This window comes from Cysteiniphilum sp. QT6929 (assembly GCF_030035755.1).
Classification (GTDB): Bacteria; Pseudomonadota; Gammaproteobacteria; order Francisellales; family Francisellaceae; genus Caedibacter; species Caedibacter litoralis.
Genome location: NZ_CP103983.1, coordinates 2,232,103 through 2,254,111 on the forward strand (window position 1 = coordinate 2,232,103; position 22,009 = coordinate 2,254,111).

Genomic DNA, 22,009 nt, shown 5'->3' on the forward strand with positions numbered 1-22,009 from the left:
AAGTGATTTAACTCTGCTCGTTCATCCAAGTCTCCAAAATAACACAAGCGGCAAATGCATCGACTTTAAGGTGGCGGTTAGATTTGTTTTGTACTTCCTCTAGGCGCCAACGCGCCTCCCGCGTTGAGAAGGTTTCTGAGATTAAATGCACGGGCTTTTGATATCTAAGCTCAATCTTTTGTGCAAATACACGTGCTTCTTCAGTGATCTTGGTCTCTTGATCTTTCGCATCAATCGGAAGTCCCACAATAATATCACTAGGGCGCCATTGTTTAATAATCTTATCAAGCTCATGCCATTCAGGTTCGCCTTGTTTGGCGGAAATGGTTGCAATGGGTGTAGCAGTTTTAGTAATCATCTGCCCACTGGCAATCCCTATGCGTGACTTGCCATAATCAAGTCCGATTAACTTAAGCATGACCAAATCCCATAATCCCTTTGCTATTATCTTTACACATGAGGATGGCAGAATATTCAAATGCATTATCTTGCAAATTAGGCATGGTAATTAAAAATTGCTTTGTTAAGCTATGTGACATGTTTGATTTGTTTAAGTGTTTGTTGATTAGCGATGATTTTAATCAAAGTTGCTGTTGGAGTCATATTAAATGACCAAAAAAATCAGGTTTTTTTAACTAGGCGTAAATCAACTCAGGATTTAGCCGGACTTTGGGAATTCCCAGGTGGCAAACTTGAAGCTAGTGAGGCGCCACATGCTGCACTTAAGCGCGAGCTTAAAGAAGAGGTTGGCATTGATGTTACGAAGTTTGAATCATTGCTAGTTAAGGCGCATCACTATCAACATAAATCCGTTGAGCTTAACTGCTTTGTTGTCACACGATATCAAGGAGATATTGCGCCTCAAGAAGGGCAAGAGGGGAAATGGGTGAGTGTTGATAAGCTCGATGCTGAAATTATGCCTGAAGCAAATAAAGAGATTATTAATGTACTTAGACACTGGAGTTACGCACTTTAGAAAAAACTATGATTTTATAAACACCCCGTCAGCCTACGGCTGCCACCCCTCTTGCAAAGAGGGGAATTAGGCAAGGGTTATTTTATATTCCCCTCTTTGCAAGAGGGGTGCCGAGCTTGCGAGGTGGGGTGTTGAAATGGAAAAAGTCCGTAACTCCAGTTAGACAGTATCTATTAAGTAAAGTCATTCATTCAGGCGCTTGATTATTTACTAAATATTTCAGCAAGAACGCTATAAATATTGCGATGAAATCTAGTTTCAAGCAAGCCCATATTCTTTTTCAGACGGATTTTGTCAATTGTTCTAATTTGATCAAGTGCGACTTCACCTGTTTTTGCTTGATGCTCTATTTGAACACGTGTAGGCCAGCCGCGTAATGAAGTTGTCATTGGTGCAACAATTACTGTGTTTAAATGATTATTCATAACATCAGGTGATATTACCAAAACAGGTCTAAAACCTGATTGTTCGCTGCCTTTGGTTGGATCCAGATCAACGCCCCAAACACTAAATCGCTTGATAGCTACCATTGCCATTCGTTCTCATCAAAATCATTATTGCTTAGATCATTGAGATGCAGGGGCTCATGACTTGCATTTTGCCATAAATTAGCGTCATTCCAGCTTGAGCGTGGCGTCTTGATCACTTTGACAATGTTAATTTCAATGGTGTCGCCAATATGAGCAGATAACGTTTTTAATTCACTTGCGGGAATGGTTATACCAATACTATTACCAATCGCTCTTAATTTAGTTTGCATATGACTGCTCCTGATGATTGAAGTTATAACAATGTTATAATGTGATGTTTGTTTTGTCAATGTCGGAAATTTATTATGGCTTGATAGAATGTCGGTTTATTTTGATGGGCGTATGCAATACGCTCCTACGACATCATCACGGGCAAAGATACTGCTTAATTATTTTATTGTTATTGACTTTTGCCACGTAAATTAATTGACCAGATATCGGTAACAATATCATTTTCTGTAATATAAAACTGATCAAACAAATTAATAGTTGGATCACAATGTGGTACCACCATCTCAATCACGTCCCCGAGCTTAGGTAATACTTTGCCGGTAACTTTGCCATGCTCATCGCCAAAGTAGTCCCAGTCATAATGAAGATCATTATGACTAATAATCTGTGGTTTGGTAGGATCTTTATAGAGAGCTTTAAGTCCGGCATCAACGGTGACATGTGTATCATGATTTGCACTAATGACTGTGCTTAAAAGCGTCATTGCTGGCAGGAAATTATTGATTGATTCGATATCAAAATACTCTTTATCCATTACCGTATATGAGCCTGGCTGAATTTCTGTAACGGATTGAACATTACAATCTATAGCATAAGTACCCGTACCTGACCCGGTTTGAATAAGGTTTTTACATCCTGTTTGTACTTCAATTTGCGCTTTAATCTCACCGGCTTTTTTAAGCAGTAATGAAGAAGCCTCTTGGCGCTTGTTGTAGTCAGTGATGTGTTGAAAATGACCTGCATAGCATTGAATGCCTTTTAAATTAAGGTGTGATAACTCATGGATATGTCGTGCCAGTGCTACAGCATGCTCAAAAGAAACACCTGTGCGCCCAATACCAGCATCGATATCAACAATAACATTCATATTTTGCTTTAAGTGATTTAAAGCCACTTGATTTAAGGCTTTGGCATTAGCAAATGAGTCGCAAACGACTATTGTATCTGGTGCCAGTTGGCACGCCTTGCTCAGCATATTAAGTTTATGATTGGTAACAATAGGGGAGGTGATCAGAATCCCCGTAATGCCATGCTCAGCCAACACAAGTGCTTCACTAACCTTGGTGACACATATGCCAATGGCACCTTGTTGTTTTTGCAACTGGGCAATTTCAGTGCATTTGTGCGTTTTGGCATGAGGGCGCACAGATTTGTTATGTTTAAGGGCAAAAGCTTGCATGTCATTGATGTTTTGCAGAAGTTTATCTTTATCAATCACAAGGCAGGGGGTGTTTAGTGTTGATTTATGTTGTCCAATCATAATTTAATCCATCTTTTACATTATTTAATCGTAATTAGTAAGCAAATAATCTTCCAAATCGCCACGGATGTTATTCTCAGAAATGGCAAAATCGCAAGCTGACGCGCCTGCCTTGTGAACACTGTTTTTATCTTGAGTGATCAATGGATGCCAATCAGGTAAGGTTTTCCCATGATAACGACGCTTATAGGCGCAAGTCTCAGGTAGCCAATGTTGGGCATGTTTTAGGTGATATAAATCCAGTTGCAAACAATCAGGTACGAGCTGTTTGCGCTTAGGGTAATTTGTGCATTGGCAGGTGCTGCAATCTAAAAGCTTGCAGGCAACTTTAGTGTAATAGATCTCATCAGTTTCATCATCTTGCAGTTTATGTAAGCAACATAAACCACAGCCATCGCAAAGCGCTTCCCATTCAGCATCATTTAATGCTTTTAATGGGTATAAGTGCCAGAAATTATCACGTAAAGACTTAGAAGACATAATTTTAAGCTGTTAGTGTGTACGTTCAACGGCAATATGCGCTAGTGCAATCAGTGCATTTTTGTATTTAGATTCAGTGAGTATATCTAGCGAATCAATCGCCGATTGAGCAGCTTGTTGCGCTTTGCTAACAGCATACTCAATCGCGCCACTGTGTTTGATAATATCAATAATCTTTGCCATCTTAGGATGGTGACCTTGCTCAATCGCTTGACGAATCAGTTGTTGATCTTGAGCTTGTGCATTTTTGAGTGCATAAATCACAGGTAGTGTTGTTTTGCCCTCGGCTAAATCATCACCAATGTTTTTGCCAAGTGTCTCACTATCGGCAATATAATCAAGTACGTCATCGGCTATTTGGAACGCATTTCCAAGATGCACACCATATTGATGTAATGCTTTTTGCTCGCTATCACTAGCATTTGCCAGAACACTGGCAACATCACAAGCCGCTTCAAACAGCTTGGCGGTTTTGCAATAAATAACTTGCATATATTGCGCTTCAGTAATATCTGGATTGTTGCAGTTTAATAGTTGCAATACTTCACCTTCAGCGATTTTGTTGGTGGCATCTGCTAAGATCTGCATAATTTGCATTTGATTTAACTCAACCATCATCTGAAAGGCACGCGAGTAAAGAAAATCACCCGTTAGGACTGAAGCGGCATTGCCAAAGACATTATTGGCAGTCTCTTTGCCACGACGCAATTCAGACTCATCAACTACATCATCATGCAATAATGTGGCTGTGTGAATAAACTCAATAATAGCCGCGGCTTTAGTATGATTTTGCCCTTTATAATCAAGGGCGCGAGCGACAAGCATCAGTAATAATGGGCGCAAACGTTTACCACCACTGTGGATAATGTATTGGCTAATTTGATTAATTAAAACGACATCGGAGCTTAGTTGGTCAATGATGACTTGATTGTTTTGTTGGATGTCATCTGCCGATAACTGTTGAATTTGCTTAAGTGTTAACATTTTTATGATTTGATCTTCAAGTAAGTCGTTGAGGATAATTGTCATTGCTTTTAAGGTCAAGCGAATTACTGGAACTTGCGATGTAAAAAACTACCAAGAATGACGGTAAAAATAAGCGATAAAATAAAAACACCTATGATCGAGAACCAATGCATAGTGACAAAAATATTTAGTATTTTATGGGCAAAAACTGTCAAAATGGCACTTGGCGCAATCAGGCGCAAGCTTAAATTATACAGTGCAGAGAGTTTGATTTTTGTGACTTTGTGTAATTGATAACTTAACTTCTGCGCATCGCAAATCCAGCCAAAAATAAGAATTTCAATATAAGCAATAAAAAGAATAAGGCTAATAATAAGCTCAGATTGAATGATTTCGTGTACTTTGTCTGCTAATACGTGTTGATAGATGATGGAAGCAGCCAAAAGCAAGATAAAAAACGGCAGATAAACATACCACTTATGCTTTGTGGTTGATGCGTTTAAGCCTTTAAAAGTTTGGCAAAGCAGTAAAGCCGTGGTGAGTAAACAAAAGAAGAACATGCCAAAGGCTAATAGGTTGAGTGTATAGGCATATTGAAAACCTAATACATCAGAAGCGGATCGACTGCTATTGGTATATAGGCTTTGCATGAGCATAATGATGATGACTGTTATAATGCTGCCAATGACAAATGACCAGCTAAAGCGTCGAATAGAGCATTGTGCATTGAAATACGTGCCCAATACGGAGTTAACACCTAAACCAATGAGTCCTGAAAAGAGCGAAAGGCTTAATGCTGATTCCCAGACATCGATTGATGCCAGTAAATGAAAATTAGGTGTGAAAAAAGCACTCGTTGTAAGGCTAGTGTTAAAAGTCAGCGCATTCATGATAAATAAGCCAACTAAGCAGGCAAGTCCAAGAGTGGCAAATGCTGAGCTTAATTTTAAAAAACGCTCACGTGCTTGTGAGAAGCCAATAATGATCACAATAATAGCGCTAAAAATAATGCCAATCAGTAAGGTGTAGTTGTCAATAAGATGCAGTGTTTTCTCTGCCGAATGTGTTGTATACCAGAAGCTAGTATAGACAAGACTTGAGCTTGTCACCGATATGCGTGCGATCACCATGATCAGTAAAATTGCTGCAAGCACCATCGATAAGAGTCCAATAAAGCGTAAACGCTGTGAACGCGCAGCAAAATGCAGGCTGCCTGTTAGCGGCTTTTTACTTAAAAATCCAGAGATGGTTTCAGAGACAAAAAGCGGCATGCTGATTAATGTCAGCATCACTGCATACGCAAAAACAAAGGCAATATTATTGAATGCTTGAGGATAGCTGCTGATCTGCCAATAGACAAACACGCCAATACTGGCAGCGACGATGCTTAAAGCGTACAGCGCTGAACGTATCGTTGTAGTTGGATTCATGTTAATTCCTATCACTAAAAAAATAAGCTTATGATAACAATACCATTTTGCTTGTCATCTAAAACCGTGCAATATTTAGCGCTATACTGTTTACATAACACTTAAGGGAGATTTATTACGATGACGAATTTACTTTATAGTAAGCGCTACTCATTGATCAATGCATTAAAGGCAGTTGTTGCTAGCGCTATTGCCTATTTGGTGGGGCACTTATTGGGTGAGTGGCTTAATGTTGGACAAATGTATGCATGGATTGTGATTACTGTTTTGGTGGTCATGTCAAGTCAGCCAAACTTAGGAGGTGCATTAGAAAAAGCCAAAATGAGATTTTTAGGAACCCTCATTGGGTCAATATGCTCAATCATTGTGATCTTGATTTTCCCTGAGATGTCGATGGTTCAGCTCATTTTAGGGCTTGGCATTATTGCTATCGGTGTTTTTACAGCAACAAATTCGAGTAAATATACCTATGCTGGTGTTTTGGGCTCAGTGACGGTTGCTATTATTTTGTTTAGTAGTGATGTAAGTTTAGCAACCGCTTGTTACCGTACACTTGAAGTGCTGATTGGTATTACCATTGCGATTATTGTTAATCGGTATTTTTTTCCTATTCATGCTTATAAACGCATCAATCAATCTTTTTGTGATAGCGTTAACTGCATTGCTTCGTTAAACAATCGGCTCTTTGCCGGTGGTGACTATGACGATGTATTGGTCGAAATCTTTGGTCATTTCTCAAAGCAAATCGCACTGCAAAAAGAAATCATGCATGAAAAACCAAATATTGACCTTAAGGTGCTAAAAGTGACAACGCGTCATTTGCGACAGTTATATCGTTATACCAGCGTCATTTATGATTATATTGAAACCTATCCAGAAAAACGGGAGAGATTTCAGCAAAATCCTGCGTTTAAGGCGTTATATGATGAGATTAATCATACCTTTAAAGTTATGAGCATCAGCTTTAAAAAGAATGTTTTTGACCAAGGGGAGTATCAAAAAATCATTACTAAGCTAGAAGAGCTCCTTAAGGGCTTTAGTCAGTCAATGAGTATTCAAAGTGAGTTGCGGCATGCCAGTGTTGTGATGTTCTCGTTTAAAAAGCTTATTGATACAGTGCAGATGATTGAAGAGAATCACAATCTTCTTAGTTAAAAACGCTATTAATCAGTAGTGCATAAACAAAACAGCTGACACAGAAAAAAACAAAACCGCAAATAACGGCATTAAGGTATTGATCCCTTTTGGTAAGCGATTGACCTTTCTTTATATTTAGGCGAAATAAAGTGCGTGCAGCAAGCCAAGTAATAATTATCGAGGCTAATAATGAAATTAAAAAGCTAACGAGCATATAAGCCTCCATGTTTTGTCATTAATCAAGGTCAGGCAGTATATACCGCCCGTAAACCATTTTACAGCATTTCTGCCATTGAATTTTATGCCCTTTCGGGTGATTGAATTTTGGCAATAGTCCTAGCTATTACCTGCAATTCAAGCGCCCAACAGCATCAAAAACTTCTGCGGCATCCAACACCGCAAAATGATTTACGAGCGGTATATCTAGAATTCTTATCATGTAAAATCAAAACATATGATGGCGCTAAAACTTCATGATTTTAATAGTTTTTTGTTAAATCTTTGATATTCTATTTTCTCTACATGGTTATCAGGGAATTTATATGACTCAAATTGAGACTCAACCCAAATCACTTTATTACGCTATTGCGCTTAATGTCTGGGAGTACTTTAGTTACTACGGTATGCGTGCACTGTTGGTGCTTTACTTAACACAAAAGCTTTTATTTACTGATAACCATGCCTATGCGTTATATGGTGCTTATACAGCGCTTGTGTATGTTACACCTATTATCGGTGGTGCGATTGCAGATCGCTACTTAGGATATTACTGGGCAACCTTTTTGGGGGCTGCTACCATGGTGGCAGGGCACTTGGTGCTAGGTTTAGATGGTGGCGGTTTGTACTTTGGTCTGGCTCTGATTATCTGTGGTTATGGCTTATTTAAAACTAATGTATCTTGTCTTTTAGGTGCGACATACTCAAGAGAGCATACTAAGCGCGATAGTGGTTTTGCCTTGATGTATGTTGGCGGTAACATTGGCTCCTTTATTTCACCCATCTTATGCGCCTGGGCAGCACAAGTATGGGGCTGGCACTATGGTTTCTTATTAGCGGCTATTGGTATGGCGATTGGTTTGGTGATCTTTATGACAGGGCGCAAACATTTTGTTGCTGGCAATGATCCGCAGTGGAGAGCATTAAAAGAAAAAGGCCTGCTGAGTATCAAAGTATTACCAATTACCGTTTTATTAATCGCACTTGCCGCAGTGTTTTTTAGCTTTGCCTTGTATTATTTATTTGCCGGTTGGATTTTGCTTGCTTGTGTAATCGTTAGTCTGTACTTCTTGTTTTTTCTTTTTATTAAGCTTGATGGTAAAGATAAAAAATCCCTGTTAGCAATTTGTTTTTTTATGATTTTTGGTTTGATTTTCTGGGCATTTGATCAGCAAGGCGGTAGCTCGATTAGCTTGTTTATTGAGCGTAATGTTATTCGTGATTTTAATGGATTTACCATTCCCGCTGCGGCTTTTCAATCGATTAATCCATTTGCGATCTTGATTGGTGGTGTGATCATGTCATACGTTTGGTATTGGCTGATCAAAGCAGGTGTTAGATTAAGTGCGTTATTTAAAATTACGTTTGGCTTATTATTTCTAACCTTTGGCTTTTCTATGATTATGATGGGGGCGAAAATTGCAGCGACCACAGACGGACATGCTTCAATGATGTGGGTCGTTGTTGGTATGGCGGTTATTGGCTTTGCTGAGTTGTTTGTCGATCCCGTTGCTTTATCTGAGATCACACGTTTAAACCCAGGCGGTTCGGTTGGCTTTCTGGCAGGGCTTTATATGTTGATCACAGGATCAATTGCCAATTATGCCGCAGCAGAAATTGCTACCTTGACCAGTGTTGAAACGGTCAAAACCGCGGGTGACTTTTTGGTTAAAAGTGCCACCAATTATTATAATGTCTTTGGCGCGATTACTAAGGTTTCAGCAATCGCCTGTATAGTATTGATCATTATCTCTGTGGTAATGTATTTCGTCAGAAAGCAAAAAATCTAAAGTAGTTGAGAAATCTAAAAACTGTTGCACTTTATGTGCAAACTACTAATTCAAAAGAACGAGAAATTCAATGGAATAAATACTGTAAAATGCTTTGTGATATGTATAGAATAGATCAACTTCAATCAAGGTGATTTTTCATGATTCCAGCAAAGCTTGTTTTACAGACCGGGGAAGTATTTGAGGGCAAAGTGCCGACATGGGTTAAAGGCATTAATTACGGAGAGATTGTATTTAATACTGGCATGGTAGGCTATACAGAAGTATTAACTGATCCTTCATATAAAGGGCAGATTGTTTGCTTTACCTATCCAATGATTGGTAACTATGGTGTTGAAAACCAAGCGCATTGGGAGTCCGATCAGATTCATGCCGCGGGTATTATTGTCTCAGAATTGGCACCCTTTTATGCGCGTGTCCAAGGCGAGTCATCATTGCAAGCATGGTGTGAAAAATATAATACACCGATTATTGCTGATATTGACACACGTGCCTTAACTAAAGTTTTGCGCCATCATGGTGTTGTTTCAGGCGCCATTGTCGTAGGTCAAGATCTGCCAAAAAAGTATCCGAATATTAGTGATCTTGATTTAGTTGCTGAAGTAACGATTGATGAACCTGTTGTGCATGGCGCAGGTGACAAAACAGTCATCGTTGTTGACTGTGGTATGAAGGCAAATATTTGGCGTTACCTATGTGAGTATTCTAATTTGACGTTGAAGCGTGTGCCTTATGATTATGATTACACCAAAGAGTCTTATGATGGTGTGTTTATTTCAAATGGACCAGGGGATCCAGCGCGTTGTCAAACGACTGCTAAAGTGTTAAAAGAAGCGATGGATAAAACGCCACAAAAACCAATTTTTGGCATTTGTCTAGGTTCGCAAATTATGGGTATTGCGATTGGTGCTAAAACCTATAAGCTTAAGTTTGGGCATCGCGCGCAGAATCATCCTTGTTTATTAGAAGGAAGTAACCGTAGTTATCTAACTTCGCAAAACCATGGCTTTGCTGTAGATGAATCAACGATGCCTGAGAACTGGGAAGTCTGGTTTAGAAATCTTAACGATAATACCATTCAAGGGATCAAGCATAAAGAGCTGCCATACTCATCGGTGCAGTTCCACCCTGAGGCAGGACCAGGTCCCGTTGATACGGCATGGCTTTTTGATCGATTTGTCGAGCAGCTATAGGTGGTGGTATGACGCAAACAACGATTGAACTAAAGTTATTACGACCTGAAATTTTCGCCGCACTTCCTGAATATGGTACAACAGGCTCTGCCGCGATTGATCTAAGAGCTGCAATTGAAGAAGATATTCAGTTGAGTCCAGGACAGTGTGAGTTGATGCCAACGGGAATTGCGATCCATATTGCAAATCAAGGACTTGCCGGCATGATTTTGCCGCGATCTGGTTTGGGGCATAAAAAAGGACTGATCTTGGGCAATAGTGTTGGCTTGATTGATTCGGATTATCAAGGTGAACTAATGGTTTCTTGTTGGAACCGATCAAATGATGTCATTACCATTGAGCCATTAATGCGTTTTGCGCAATTGGTAATTGTCCCCGTGGTTCAAGCAAACTTTGTCGCGGTTGAAGAATTTGGTGGTCAAACCAAACGCGGTGTGGGCGGTTTTGGTCATACTGGGGTATAAACAAACTTGTCGCAAGCTAAGTGCTTTGCTACACTGACAACGTCAGCTAAGAAAAGGGTTATAACGAAGATGATCTGGACAGTGCCAAATATATTAACCATGCTACGGATATTGCTAATTCCTTTTTTAGTCGTGGCATTTTATGTTCCTTTTCCGCATCATCATGGCCTTAGTGCCACTTTGTTTTTATTAGCAGCGCTAACCGATTGGTTAGATGGATTTCTCGCACGTTACTTTCAACAGACGACAAAACTTGGTGCCTTCTTAGATCCGGTTGCAGATAAGTTAATGGTGGCTACAGCGCTTGGGCTGTTAATTGCGCTTTATCCGTATCCATGGGTGGCATTACCTGCGATTATCATCATTTGTCGCGAGATTATTGTGTCAGCATTACGAGAGTGGATGGCAGAGATTGGTCAACGCTCAGTGGTTAAAGTATCTTTTGTCGGTAAAGTAAAAACGGCAGCGCAAATGGCAGCGATTTTTATTTTATTATTAAAGCCAAAAGACTTAGGTAATATCTGGGTTATTTTGGGATTTGTATTGTTATATATTGCCGTTATTCTAACGGTTTATTCAATGTGGTTATATCTATCAGCTGCCTATAAGGCAATTAAAGCCAGTGGTGCTATTAAAGACTAGCATCCAGTTGTGTGGGCTTAAATCTCGAAAAATTCCAATAGATCAACACTAGGTGTTGAATATTTCTTGAAAATAGTGCATGATTCACACGCTTATTTTATTGGGTGCTTGCAGAAGCGCTAAAAGTTGAAGATATAGAGAGATTTAAACAAGCAATGGCAAAAGAAGATTGTATTGAACTAGAAGGTACGGTAGTTGAGACATTACCAAATACCATGTTTCGCGTTGAGCTTGAAAATGGGCATATTGTTACGGCACATATTTCAGGAAAAATGCGTAAAAACTATATTCGTATTTTGACAGGGGATAAAGTCACTGTTGAAATGACACCTTATGATTTAACTAAAGGTCGTATTAAGTTCCGTAATAAATAACTATCGCAGTAGATTAATGCTCGACCCTAAGAGTCTTTGTTGGAGTATTATAATCATCTTAATGACTAATTAATCGAATTAAGTATTATATTTTTCGCTTGCCGGTGTTATACTTTTGTATAATTTAAAAGCAGGAGTATCCAAATGCCATCACTATCACTTAGACAATCAGGCGGCGCCAATATTGTAAGTATTCCCAAAAAAATACTTCAAATGCTTAATCTTCATACTGGCGATAAACTAGATATTCATGTTGAAGATAGCAAAATCATTTTAACTCCACGAGTTGAGGACTTAAGCTTGGAGCAAATGCTTGCTGAAAGTCCAAAAGCAAGTTTTAAACTTTTATCTGAAGACAAAGAATGGATGCACGACAAACCTAAAGGGAAAGAGTTTTGAAAAAATACATTCCAAGTCAAGGCGATATTATCTGGCTTGATTTTGATCCAAGCGCTGGACGTGAAATAATGAAGCGCAGACCTGCGCTAGTGCTAACAAAAGCTGTTTTTAATGAGCACACTGGCTTTGCTTTTGTCGCTCCAATAACAAGCACTGAGCGAGGGAATAAATTTGAAGTAACACTCCCCGATAAGTGCAAAACCAAGGGCAGTGTACTAACCTTTCAAATACGCTCAATGGATTTCAAATCACGCAATGCAGAGAAGATAGAAGTATGTTCAAAAGCATGTCTTGAGCAAGTCTTAAAAATATCAAAAGTGATTTTGTCATAAATAGATCGCTGCTTAATCTAATATATGGGCGAACGTAGTGTGCAAAGTCATGTCCAGGATATTTTCAAATTTGATAAAGTCTGTAGAGTTTGTGCGTTAGCTGGAGATTTTTGGAAATATAGCACGCTCTTCCTTGTATACAAGCTTATGCCTAAGTAATATTGCTTTTTAAACAAAACATGACTGTTGGTGTTTGAGATGTTAAGAGAGTGTATAAATTGAGTTTGACTTTACTGATTGTACTTATCTGTTTGGTGGCGCTTCTAGCTGGATTTGTTTCTGGTGTATTTGGGGGAGGTGCTGGTCTTATTAATGTTCCTGGCTTTTATTTATTGATGCAATATGCTTATCCGACGAACGATCACTTAATGCAAGTTGCGATTGCTTCAGGTGTTAGCTCTAGCGTATTACTAGGTTTTTTTGCCACCTTTAAACAGCATAAATACAAGCAGATTTGCTATCAGACCTTGCGTTGGGCAATGGTGAGTGTGTTGTTGGGTGGTGTTTTGGGTGTGTTTCTCATGACCACGATCAGTAGCAGTGATCTGAAGATTATCTTTGCACTGATTGTCATTGTTATGGCGATCTGGATGTGGTGCAAGCTTAAGACGGTTTTAAAAATCTGGCAAGCCCCATTAGCATTAAAAGCATTGAGTGCATTTCTAGCAGGTATGTGTACGATGCTCTCGGGTGTATCGGTTTTCTTTGTGCCATTTTTAACGAAATGCGGCTTAGATATTCGTAAAGCAATTGGTACATCAACAGTGGTGACTATGGTGTTATGTTTAGTGATGTCTGGCTTTTTTGTGCTATTTGGTTGGCATGCTAATAATTTGCCACCTTATAGTATTGGCTATTTGAATTTAGTATTCTTCTGCGTTGCCCTGATACCAAGTGTGATTGGTGTTAATGTTGGTGTTAAAGTAACGGCACTTATTTCACATAAGTATTTACAAATGATCTACATTATCATGATGCTAATTGTTGCCATCACCATGCTTGTTTAGAAAAAAGGAGGACAGTGTGAAAAAGGAATATCAAACGGTTAATCCAAGTAATGGTCAGCGCTTAAATACCTATCAAGTGCTTCTTTTACCTGAAATAGACCAAACGATAGAAAAAGTCAAAAATGCGCAATTATTATGGCGTGATCGCACGATAGATCAGCGTATTGAATGTGTGCAAAAAATCAAAGCACTATTGCTGCAAAAGACTGATCAATATGCGCGCTTAATTACAAATGAAATGGGCAAAACACTGAAAGAAAGTATCGCTGAAATTAAGAAGTGTGCTTTTTTATGTGACTATTATGCAGAACACGCAAAGGCAATGTTAAGTCCACAAAAGATTAACTATCAAGGGTTAAACGCTGAGCGTGTTTTTGCACCATTGGGTTTGATTTATATGATTATGCCGTGGAACTTTCCTTTCTGGCAGGTGTTTCGCGCAGCAATCCCCAATATTTTAATTGGCAATGGTATCGTATTAAAGCATGCCGAGAATGTCATTGGCTCAGCGTGCGCAATTGAAGCGTTGTTGACAGAAGCAATAGAATTACCATTGTTAAAAAATGTTGTCATTGATCTTGCGCATTCTGAGCATATTATTAAACATTGTGATATTGCTGCAGTAACACTCACCGGTAGCAATCGCTCAGGGAGTGTTGTTGCTAAACAAGCCGGAGAGGTTTGTAAAAAAACGGTGTTGGAGCTTGGCGGATCCGATGCTTATATTATTCGTAAAGATATTAACGTTGAGGAAGTTGCTAAAGAAATAGTTAATGTCAGAATGCTTAACAGTGGGCAGGTGTGTATTTCACCGAAACGATTGATTGTTGATAAATCTATTAAAGTAGTATTTGAACAAGCGGTACTTAATGCAGTTAACGAGATTGTTGTTGGAGATCCATTAGCAGAGAATACGACCATGGGACCTATCGCTAGAGCTGATTTGCGTGATAATTTACATCGTCAGATTGAAGAAAGTATTGCCCAAGGTGCGAAATTATTAACCGGTGGACATTTCTTGGAAACAGATAATGCAAAGGGTTTCTATTATGCGCCAACAGTATTAACGGATGTCACACCATCGATGCAGGCATTTCAAGAGGAGTTATTTGGTCCGGTCATTGCAATTAGCTATGCAGGCAATGATGAAGAGGCGATTGAGCTTGCAAATAACTCGAAGTATGGCTTAGGTAGTGCGATTTTTACCAAAGATATTAAATATGCCAAAGAAGTAGCAGAAAAGCGTATTGAAGCGGGCATGTGTTTTATTAATCAGTGTGTTGCCTCGCATCCGGCGTTACCGTTTGGTGGTGTTAAGCAATCTGGTTATGGTCGAGAGTGTTCACAAGAGGCATTACGTGAACTTGCTAACATTAAAACGGTATTAATTGGATCATAATTTTAATAACTGAAGTTGTGCATTTTAGAAAAAACCATGATTTTATAAACACCCCGTCAGCCTACGGCTGCCACCCCTCTTGAAAAGAGGGGAATTGGGCGACGGTGATTTTAATTCCCCTCTTTTCAAGAGGGGTGCCGAGCTTGCGAGGCGGGGTGTTGAAATAGGAAAAGTACGTAACTTCAGTTAATAACAATCAGAAAATTTTGCTGCTTTTTTTAGAAAAGTCGCTAGAATGTCACAAACTCATCAAATCATGTACTCGGATGCAAAGTAATAAAAGTATTGTCATCATTGGTGTTGTCGGCGGTTCCGGTTCTGGAAAAAGTTTATTATCTAATACAATTGTCGAGGAGCTTGAAGATCTAGAGTCCGCAAGAGTGACGGTGTTATCTGAGGATCATTACTATCGTGATAATAGTCATTTATCAAAAACACAGTTAGACAAGTTAAATTATGACCATCCAGATGCCTTTGAGCACACTTTATTAAAAGAGCATTTAGAATCACTCATTGCCGGTCAAAATATTGAAGTGCCATTGTATGATTATGCAACACATAGTCGTGTGAAAGGTCAGACTCTGCCGATTAGCGCGCAGACGAGCATTTTGATTCTAGAAGGGATCATGCTGTTTACTGATGAGAATATACGAAAGCTTATGGATATTAAAATTTTTATGGATACGCCGATGGATGTATCCTTTATTCGCCGTTTGGTGCGCGATCAAAAGGAACGCGGTAGAACAGTCGATAGCGTGGTGACACAATATTTGGAAACAGTGCGCCCGATGTTTTTACAGTTTATTGAGCCTTCTAAACGTTATGCCGATATTATCGTACCGCATGGTGGCAAAAATAAAATTGCAATTGACGTGATTCGTTCAAAAGTTCGTGAATTATTAAGACATAATCACGCATGACAAAGTGTTAATACACTTATTTTCTCAATATGATTCTCTGAAAAATCCTGAATGCATGTTATAAGCGCTTTGAGTGTTGCTCCCGTCGTATAGACATCATCAATAATCAAAAGATGCTTTGCTGTGATCGCACGCTTTTGCTTAAAGACATTATGCATTTGACGTTGCCGTTGTTCATAGCTTGATTTAGCTTGAGGTTTAGTATATTTGTGGCGCTTTATCGAATGTAGATCAATCGTGCAATAAACTGAAGCTAAATGTCCCGCTAAAATTTCTGCTTGATTAAAGCCACGCACAAGAAAGCGCAAACGATGGCTAGGTAGAGGCAAGATATAATCAACATCAGCAAGTGAATGTAAACGTTTAAAGCTTGTTGCAAGGTATAGCCCTAGTGCATTACCCGCAATATGATTGTTTTGATATTTAAATAAAAAGAGCAGTCTGCGTGTTAAACCTTCAAAATGATTCAATGCATAGAAAATAATAGGTTGCCCATTAATTATTAATTGTTGGCGCTTATTGGCATGCGCTTCTTTGGTGAGTGCCTCTTGGCAATCGTTACAAAGTCCTCTGTCGGTTATTTGCTGGCAAATAATGCACTGGCTAAAAAAGGCAATAGTTTTGAGCTTGTGTGCATAATTGCGCAAATACATTTACTCCTCCAATCAGTTTGATGAGCTTTGATATAACCTACTCCCCAGTTAAGCAGATTTTTGGGAATATGTATTGTTGTTGATCGTGTATCAAAAATGATACTGCTGAATACTTTGATGAAACATATATTTTAAAAAGATAAGTGTAAAATTCAATCAATTTAGAAGGTGGTGATAAATATTTAATCGCTAAGAAATAATGACATAACCAGTCAAGGAGAATAACAATGAGCATATCAAATACGGCAAATACTTCAAAATGGGCAAAATTTGCAGAAGGCTATAAAAAATTCTGTGATCACCAGACTGATATGGCGCGTAAACGCATGGGTGTCTAGGTTGAACTAAGAAAAGTATTTAACTTTAGGCAAGTGCCAGTTTTTATAAATGGCACATAATCTCAACGCAAAACCAATTGAGATAATAATCAGTGCACTAATGAGATTATCCATTTTAAAATACAGTGTTAATGCGTGAAGTATGCCAACCAATGCTGCAACAAGGGCATAGAGCTCTGCTTGGAAAACAAGGGGGACATCGTTGCATAATACATCGCGCAGTACGCCGCCAGATACTCCGGTGATAATTGCCATTAATACGGCAATGATAAAGCTGCCAAAAATCATAAAATGGTCATTGCTTACCGCGTGTTGTGCGACACTATAGCCAATATCACTGCCCAAATAAGCAAAAGTAACAAGTCCTAATGCATCAACAATTAAGAAAAATTTATGACGCTTAACAATGTGGCGCGCGATAAAAATAGCTAAGATCGAGGCTATAAAAGTCACCAGAATATATTCCGGATACATCACCCAAGTCAAAGGGTAGTAACCTAGAAGTACATCACGCACAGTACCACCACCTAGTGCGGTAATGGTTGCAATGGTGACAATGCCAAAAATATCCATGTTTTTCTTGCCGGCTGAAATTGTGCCAGACATGCTTTCAGCGGTGATCCCGATCACATAAAGGATTTGAAAGACGATTACTTTATCAACAAGGAAGTACATTATTTGCTAAAGAGTTGTTTATGCCTAAATTGGTTTGCCATAATAAACCTAGATAATAAATAGGCAAAGCTTTTTTTAAATGCAAGAGAACAGCTCTGTAAAACATTACGCAAGTGGTATATAATCACCAGCACTTTCAGTATTCTATACAATTAATATGAGAAATATTCTAGTTACTAATGCATTGCCATATGCCAATGGTCATTTGCATTTGGGGCATATGCTTGGTTATATTCAATCAGATATTTGGGTGAGATTCCAAAAAATGCGTGGTAATCAATGCCACTTTGTCTGCGGTAGTGACACACATGGCACACCGATCATGCTTAAAGCAAAAAAAGAAGGGATTAAACCTGAAAAGCTAGTTGAGCAAATGTCGCAAGCACATCGCGATGATTTTATTGATTTTGAGGTTGAATTTGATAACTATCATTCCACTCATCATCCATTAAATCAGGAAATTGTTGAAGATATTTATTTAAAGCTTAAAGCAAATGATCTGATTAGCACGCGTGAAATTGCGCAAGCTTATGATCCAAAGGCTGAGATGTTTTTGCCGGATCGTTTTGTTAAAGGGACGTGTCCTAAGTGTAAGGCAGAGGATCAATATGGTGATAGTTGTGAAGTCTGTGGCGCAACCTATTCGCCAACGGATTTGATTAATCCCAAGTCGGTGGTTAGTGGTGAAACACCGATTCAAAAAAACAGTGAGCATTTCTTCTTTAAGATCAGTGAATTAAGCGAAGATATTCAAAAATGGATGAAGCACAACAAGGCATTGCAACCTGAAGTGCAGAATAAACTCAAAGAATGGTTTGAGTCAGGCTTGCAAGATTGGGATATATCACGTGATGCACCATATTTTGGTTTCCCAATTCCAGGCACGGATAATAAGAAGTTTTTCTATGTATGGCTTGATGCGCCAATGGGATATATTGCAAGCTTTAAAGACTTATGTAATCGCGCAGGCATTGACTTTGATGCCTATTGGCGTCAAGACAGCAAGGCTGAGCTTTATCACTTTATTGGAAAGGATATTATTTATTTCCATGCGCTTTTTTGGCCGGCAATCTTAAATGCCGTAGATTATCGAACGCCTACAGGTGTTTTTGCCAATGGATTTTTAACGGTTAATGGCAAAAAAATGTCAAAATCGCGTGGTACGTTTATCGCAGCCAGAACCTATTTGAATCACTTAAAAGCAGATTATTTGCGCTATTATTTTGCCAGTAAATTAACGCCTAGAATTGATGATATTGATTTGAATTTAGAAGACTTTGTGCAAAAGGTGAACTCAGATGTGGTCGGTAAAGTCGTCAATATTGCCAGTCGTTGCGCGGGCTTTATCAATAAGCGCTTTGATGGCATGTTATCTGAGCATATTCATGATCAGGAGCTGATTGAGCGCTTTCATGCGGTACATGAAGAAATCACGATGCTTTTTGAAAAACGTGATTTTTCACAAGCATTACGTGTGATTATGCAGCTTGCTGATCAGGCGAATCAATATGTTGATGCCTATAAACCATGGCAGTTGATAAAAGAGGAAGCTCAACTGCAAACCGTGCATGAAGTTTGCAGTTTGGCGATTAATCTCTTTAAAATCATTATTGGTTATTTGAAGCCAGTAATGCCAGAGTTAGTGTTGAAAGCCGAGCACTTTTTAAATATCAATCAATTGCAATGGGCGGAGATTCCAAACGTGTTATTGGGGCATAAGATTAATCTCTTTAAACCATTAATCGCACGCGTTGAGCCAGAAAAGATTGAATTAATTATTGAGGAGACAAAAAAAATGCAGTCAGAAGCAGAACAAGTAACAGAGGTTGCGCCTGAGACTGAAGTGAAAAACAGTTTAAATATCGCCAATGAGATTAAAATCGATGATTTCTTTAAAGTGGATTTACGTGTTGCTAAAATTATTGAAGCGGAGCATGTTGAGGGTTCTGATAAATTATTGCGTTTGAAGCTTGATTTAGGGCAAGAACAAAGACAAGTATTCTCAGGCATAAAAGCAGCCTATAATCCAGAGAATTTAGTAGGTAAATACACGGTAATGGTGGCAAACTTAGCACCACGCAAAATGCGTTTTGGACTATCAGAAGGAATGGTGTTATGTGCAGGTGATGGTGATTCTTTATATCTACTAGAGCCTGATCAAGGGGCAATTCCCGGGATGCGTATTAGCTAAATTTTCTGCTTTAAAATCAGCGTGTTGTTCTTTTGGATCATCTCAAGTTGTTTTAATGCGCTCATGCCCAAAAGAATGAAATCATCATCTGTTTGAGGGTTGATGCTAGCGCGAACATTGCTCAATGTGATATTGCCAATACGCAATTGATCAATCATTGTCTGATAAACGGTGATATTGCCATTAGCAGTACTGGCGCTATAGCCCAAGCCTTTTTTAAGTCCAATTTGCTTGGCAATATGCTCTGGAATGGAGACGGAACTCGCACCTGTGTCGACCAAAAATTTGACTCTGATGCCATTAATAAAGCCAAAGCTGACATAGTGATGATTGTAAGCATTTAATACAACTGTTTTTTCAAGCGCGTTTTGTTGTGATGTTGGTGTTAGATTTACTTTTTCTTCATGTTGTAAATAAGAATGCGCAAGATAGGTGATAAGAATAAAAATGACAATCCAAAAAGCATAGATAAAGCGCTTTTGCATTGTTTAACCTAGGGTTTCTTTTAGTAGTTGAAAAATCTGGCGATAGGATTTCCCGGGGTTTTGTTGAGATACTTCTTTGTGGTGATTACGAATCAGTTGACGTAATTGCTGAGTGTCAGTATGTGGGTGATCACTCATTAGTTTATCAAGTGCTGCCTTCATTGTATGATCATTCACAAGTGCATCGCGCAATTGCTCTAAACGATGAATCTTAGCAATTTCAGCCTGGTTTTTTTGTGTGTAACCATCGTAAGTGGCATAAGCTTCATGAAGATCAGCATTGCGCATTAGTTTACCAATGTATTGCAACTGACGTTTCAAGGCGATGCGTTGCATGGATTTTGCTTTGATGATTTCATCAATGATTTTTTCATCTAGCGGCATTTTTTTAATGCGTTCTTCACTTAGTTCAGTTAATTTCTTACCGAAGTCGGTGATATCATGCGCTTCTTTTTTTATTTTTGTGCGACTTTTTTCTTCAGTGAAATCATCACTGTTATGATCTTGGTAATATTCTTCAGTCATTGCCGTTTTTCAATAGGATTTTGTGATAATGATGTGTAGAATGATACACCAAATTCCTAAGTTATATAACCTTATCTTGGAGGATACATCGATGTTTGATCGCCACGTTACCGTTGCCCAATTTGATCCGGAATTATTTCAAGCCATTGAAAATGAAAATAAGCGTCAACAAGAGCATATTGAACTGATTGCTTCAGAGAATTACGCAAGTCCCGCAGTGATGGAAGCGCAAGGCTCACAACTTACCAATAAATATGCCGAGGGCTATGCTGGTAAGCGTTATTATGGCGGCTGTGAATATGTCGATGTCGCTGAGGAGTTGGCCGTTAATCGCTTAAAAGAGTTATTTGGTGCGGATTATGCTAATGTGCAACCGCATTCTGGTTCGCAAGCAAATGCTGCCGTTTATTTTGCGCTTTTGCAACCAGGGGATACCGTGCTTGGCATGTCTTTAGCGCATGGTGGACATTTAACACATGGCGCTAAGGTCAGTTTCTCAGGGAAATTATTCAATGCGATTCAATATGGTTTAGATCCACAAACTGGTGATATCGATTATGCAGAGGTGGCGCGTTTAGCGAAAGAGCATAAGCCCAAGATGATTATCGCGGGATTCTCTGCATTTTCAGGCATTGTTGATTGGGCGCGCTTTAGAGAAATCGCCGATGAGGTTGGTGCTTATTTAATGGTTGATATGGCGCATGTTGCAGGTTTAATTGCCGCAGGTGTTTATCCAAATCCTGTTCCTTTTGCTGATGTAGTCACCAGTACAACACACAAGACATTGCGTGGACCACGTGGCGGGATTATTTTAGCTAAATCAAATCCAGAGCTTGAGAAAAAATTCCAATCAATTGTTTTCCCAGGCACGCAAGGTGGACCATTGATGCATGTTATCGCTGCCAAAGCAGTTGCCTTTAAAGAAGCATTGCAACCTGAGTTTAAGTTTTATCAGCAACAAGTGGTTAAGAATGCTAAAAAAATGGCGGAAGTATTAATGTCGCGTGGTGTGGATGTTGTATCAAAGGGGACTGAGAATCATTTGATTTTAATTGATTTAATCAGCAAAGATATCACCGGTAAAGATGTTGAAGCAGCTTTGGGGCGCTCGAATATCACTGTTAATAAGAACTCAGTGCCGAATGATCCGCGTTCTCCTTTTGTCACCAGTGGGTTACGCATTGGCACACCTGCTATTACTACGCGTGGTTTCAAAGAAGATGAATGTGCGCAAATCGCACATTGGATGTGTGACATTATCGATGATCTTGGTAATGAAGCAAAAGAGCAGGAAATCAAACAAAAAGTTGTAGCACTTTGTGCTAAATTCCCTGTTTATTCAGAAGCTAAAGCAACTGAATTGGCTTAGGGATTGTCATTGTTTTTCTGTAATCC

General features: G+C 39.0%; 26 protein-coding genes. 14 read left to right on the plus strand and 12 right to left on the minus strand.

All coding sequences use genetic code 11. The features are described 5' to 3' along the window. Window positions 1–7: 7 nt before the first annotated feature. Together ruvX and NYP54_RS09735 are read right to left on the minus strand one after the other, a co-directional pair. Window positions 8–418: a Holliday junction resolvase RuvX gene (gene ruvX / locus NYP54_RS09730; RefSeq protein WP_283156344.1), complete on the minus strand. Its 411-nt coding sequence runs from the start codon at window positions 416–418 to the stop codon at window positions 8–10. Beyond that, on the minus strand, window positions 411–539 hold the full coding sequence (locus tag NYP54_RS09735) for a hypothetical protein (protein ID WP_283156345.1): 129 nt from the start codon (window positions 537–539) through the stop codon (window positions 411–413). The genes ruvX and NYP54_RS09735 overlap by 8 nt, the downstream gene beginning before the upstream one ends. A gap of 32 nt (window positions 540–571) precedes the next feature. Here NYP54_RS09735 and mutT point away from each other — a divergent pair, with 32 nt between their 5' ends. Beyond that, the gene (gene mutT, locus NYP54_RS09740; RefSeq protein ID WP_283156346.1) at window positions 572–976 is read left to right on the plus strand and encodes an 8-oxo-dGTP diphosphatase MutT; all 405 of its coding nucleotides are present in this window, start codon (window positions 572–574) and stop codon (window positions 974–976) included. Window positions 977–1,179: 203 nt separating this feature from the next. Here the strand turns inward: mutT and NYP54_RS09745 are convergent, their stop codons facing one another. The 6 genes from NYP54_RS09745 to NYP54_RS09770 form a co-directional block, all read right to left on the minus strand. After that, window positions 1,180–1,512: a type II toxin-antitoxin system PemK/MazF family toxin gene (locus tag NYP54_RS09745; protein WP_117003336.1), complete on the minus strand. Its 333-nt coding sequence runs from the start codon at window positions 1,510–1,512 to the stop codon at window positions 1,180–1,182. Then, a complete protein-coding gene (locus NYP54_RS09750; protein WP_283156347.1) occupies window positions 1,500–1,736 on the minus strand; it encodes a hypothetical protein in 237 nt (78 codons plus the stop codon). Before NYP54_RS09750 ends, NYP54_RS09745 begins: the two co-directional genes overlap by 13 nt. Window positions 1,737–1,906: 170 nt before the next feature. Then, window positions 1,907–2,998, minus strand: a complete 1,092-nt coding sequence (locus NYP54_RS09755) for a DSD1 family PLP-dependent enzyme (protein WP_283156348.1) — start codon at window positions 2,996–2,998, stop codon at window positions 1,907–1,909. Between the two features lie 24 nt (window positions 2,999–3,022). After that, window positions 3,023–3,478 (minus strand): YcgN family cysteine cluster protein, encoded by a 456-nt coding sequence (locus tag NYP54_RS09760; protein WP_283156349.1) that lies wholly within the window; start codon window positions 3,476–3,478, stop codon window positions 3,023–3,025. 12 nt (window positions 3,479–3,490) lie between these two features. Further along, complete coding sequence (ispB, locus tag NYP54_RS09765) at window positions 3,491–4,462, minus strand: octaprenyl diphosphate synthase (protein WP_283157529.1); 972 nt, start codon at window positions 4,460–4,462, stop codon at window positions 3,491–3,493. Window positions 4,463–4,527: 65 nt separating this feature from the next. Next, window positions 4,528–5,874, minus strand: a complete 1,347-nt coding sequence (locus NYP54_RS09770) for a hypothetical protein (protein ID WP_283156350.1) — start codon at window positions 5,872–5,874, stop codon at window positions 4,528–4,530. A 120-nt stretch (window positions 5,875–5,994) separates the two neighbouring features. Here NYP54_RS09770 and NYP54_RS09775 point away from each other — a divergent pair, with 120 nt between their 5' ends. The 11 genes from NYP54_RS09775 (at window position 5,995) to udk (ending at window position 15,747) form a co-directional block, all read left to right on the plus strand. After that, window positions 5,995–7,029, plus strand: a complete 1,035-nt coding sequence (locus tag NYP54_RS09775) for an FUSC family protein (RefSeq protein WP_283156351.1) — start codon at window positions 5,995–5,997, stop codon at window positions 7,027–7,029. Window positions 7,030–7,553: 524 nt separating this feature from the next. After that, window positions 7,554–9,017, plus strand: coding sequence for an oligopeptide:H+ symporter (locus NYP54_RS09780; RefSeq protein ID WP_283156352.1), 1,464 nt, complete (start codon window positions 7,554–7,556; stop codon window positions 9,015–9,017). 140 nt (window positions 9,018–9,157) lie between these two features. Then, window positions 9,158–10,210: a glutamine-hydrolyzing carbamoyl-phosphate synthase small subunit gene (gene carA, locus NYP54_RS09785; RefSeq protein ID WP_151193327.1), complete on the plus strand. Its 1,053-nt coding sequence runs from the start codon at window positions 9,158–9,160 to the stop codon at window positions 10,208–10,210. A gap of 8 nt (window positions 10,211–10,218) precedes the next feature. Continuing rightward, window positions 10,219–10,674, plus strand: coding sequence for a dUTP diphosphatase (gene dut, locus NYP54_RS09790; protein ID WP_283156353.1), 456 nt, complete (start codon window positions 10,219–10,221; stop codon window positions 10,672–10,674). Window positions 10,675–10,743: 69 nt separating this feature from the next. Then, window positions 10,744–11,316 carry a CDP-diacylglycerol--glycerol-3-phosphate 3-phosphatidyltransferase gene (gene pgsA / locus NYP54_RS09795; protein WP_151193325.1) on the plus strand — a complete coding sequence of 191 codons (573 nt, stop codon included), beginning with the start codon at window positions 10,744–10,746 and terminating at the stop codon, window positions 11,314–11,316. A gap of 155 nt (window positions 11,317–11,471) precedes the next feature. Then, window positions 11,472–11,690 carry a translation initiation factor IF-1 gene (gene infA, locus NYP54_RS09800; RefSeq protein WP_117003346.1) on the plus strand — a complete coding sequence of 73 codons (219 nt, stop codon included), beginning with the start codon at window positions 11,472–11,474 and terminating at the stop codon, window positions 11,688–11,690. A gap of 144 nt (window positions 11,691–11,834) precedes the next feature. After that, entirely contained in the window at window positions 11,835–12,089 is a 255-nt protein-coding gene (locus NYP54_RS09805; protein ID WP_283156354.1) for an AbrB/MazE/SpoVT family DNA-binding domain-containing protein, read from the plus strand. Continuing rightward, entirely contained in the window at window positions 12,086–12,421 is a 336-nt protein-coding gene (locus NYP54_RS09810; RefSeq protein WP_283156355.1) for a type II toxin-antitoxin system PemK/MazF family toxin, read from the plus strand. The genes NYP54_RS09805 and NYP54_RS09810 overlap by 4 nt, the downstream gene beginning before the upstream one ends. Before the next feature lie 209 nt (window positions 12,422–12,630). Continuing rightward, window positions 12,631–13,428, plus strand: a complete 798-nt coding sequence (locus NYP54_RS09815; protein WP_283156356.1) for a sulfite exporter TauE/SafE family protein — start codon at window positions 12,631–12,633, stop codon at window positions 13,426–13,428. A 16-nt stretch (window positions 13,429–13,444) separates the two neighbouring features. Further along, on the plus strand, window positions 13,445–14,827 hold the full coding sequence (locus NYP54_RS09820; protein WP_283156357.1) for an aldehyde dehydrogenase family protein: 1,383 nt from the start codon (window positions 13,445–13,447) through the stop codon (window positions 14,825–14,827). 266 nt (window positions 14,828–15,093) lie between these two features. Beyond that, complete coding sequence (udk, locus tag NYP54_RS09825) at window positions 15,094–15,747, plus strand: uridine kinase (protein WP_117003325.1); 654 nt, start codon at window positions 15,094–15,096, stop codon at window positions 15,745–15,747. Here the strand turns inward: udk and NYP54_RS09830 are convergent. Together NYP54_RS09830 and NYP54_RS09835 are read right to left on the minus strand one after the other, a co-directional pair. After that, window positions 15,738–16,400 carry a hypothetical protein gene (locus NYP54_RS09830; protein WP_283156358.1) on the minus strand — a complete coding sequence of 221 codons (663 nt, stop codon included), beginning with the start codon at window positions 16,398–16,400 and terminating at the stop codon, window positions 15,738–15,740. The two genes, udk and NYP54_RS09830, sit on opposite strands and share 10 nt — an antisense overlap. A gap of 344 nt (window positions 16,401–16,744) precedes the next feature. Continuing rightward, window positions 16,745–17,413, minus strand: a complete 669-nt coding sequence (locus NYP54_RS09835) for a trimeric intracellular cation channel family protein (protein WP_283156359.1) — start codon at window positions 17,411–17,413, stop codon at window positions 16,745–16,747. Between the two features lie 157 nt (window positions 17,414–17,570). Between NYP54_RS09835 and metG the strand changes: the two genes are divergently transcribed. Then, window positions 17,571–19,604: a methionine--tRNA ligase gene (gene metG / locus NYP54_RS09840; RefSeq protein ID WP_283156360.1), complete on the plus strand. Its 2,034-nt coding sequence runs from the start codon at window positions 17,571–17,573 to the stop codon at window positions 19,602–19,604. Here the strand turns inward: metG and NYP54_RS09845 are convergent. Both NYP54_RS09845 and yjgA read right to left on the minus strand, forming a co-directional pair. Further along, window positions 19,601–20,089, minus strand: a complete 489-nt coding sequence (locus tag NYP54_RS09845; RefSeq protein ID WP_117003319.1) for a retropepsin-like aspartic protease — start codon at window positions 20,087–20,089, stop codon at window positions 19,601–19,603. The genes metG and NYP54_RS09845 overlap by 4 nt on opposite strands. 3 nt (window positions 20,090–20,092) lie before the next feature. Then, the gene (yjgA, locus tag NYP54_RS09850; protein ID WP_117003318.1) at window positions 20,093–20,614 is read right to left on the minus strand and encodes a ribosome biogenesis factor YjgA; all 522 of its coding nucleotides are present in this window, start codon (window positions 20,612–20,614) and stop codon (window positions 20,093–20,095) included. 91 nt (window positions 20,615–20,705) lie between these two features. Between yjgA and glyA the strand changes: the two genes are divergently transcribed. Beyond that, window positions 20,706–21,983, plus strand: a complete 1,278-nt coding sequence (gene glyA, locus NYP54_RS09855; protein ID WP_283157530.1) for a serine hydroxymethyltransferase — start codon at window positions 20,706–20,708, stop codon at window positions 21,981–21,983. Window positions 21,984–22,009: the final 26 nt, after the last annotated feature.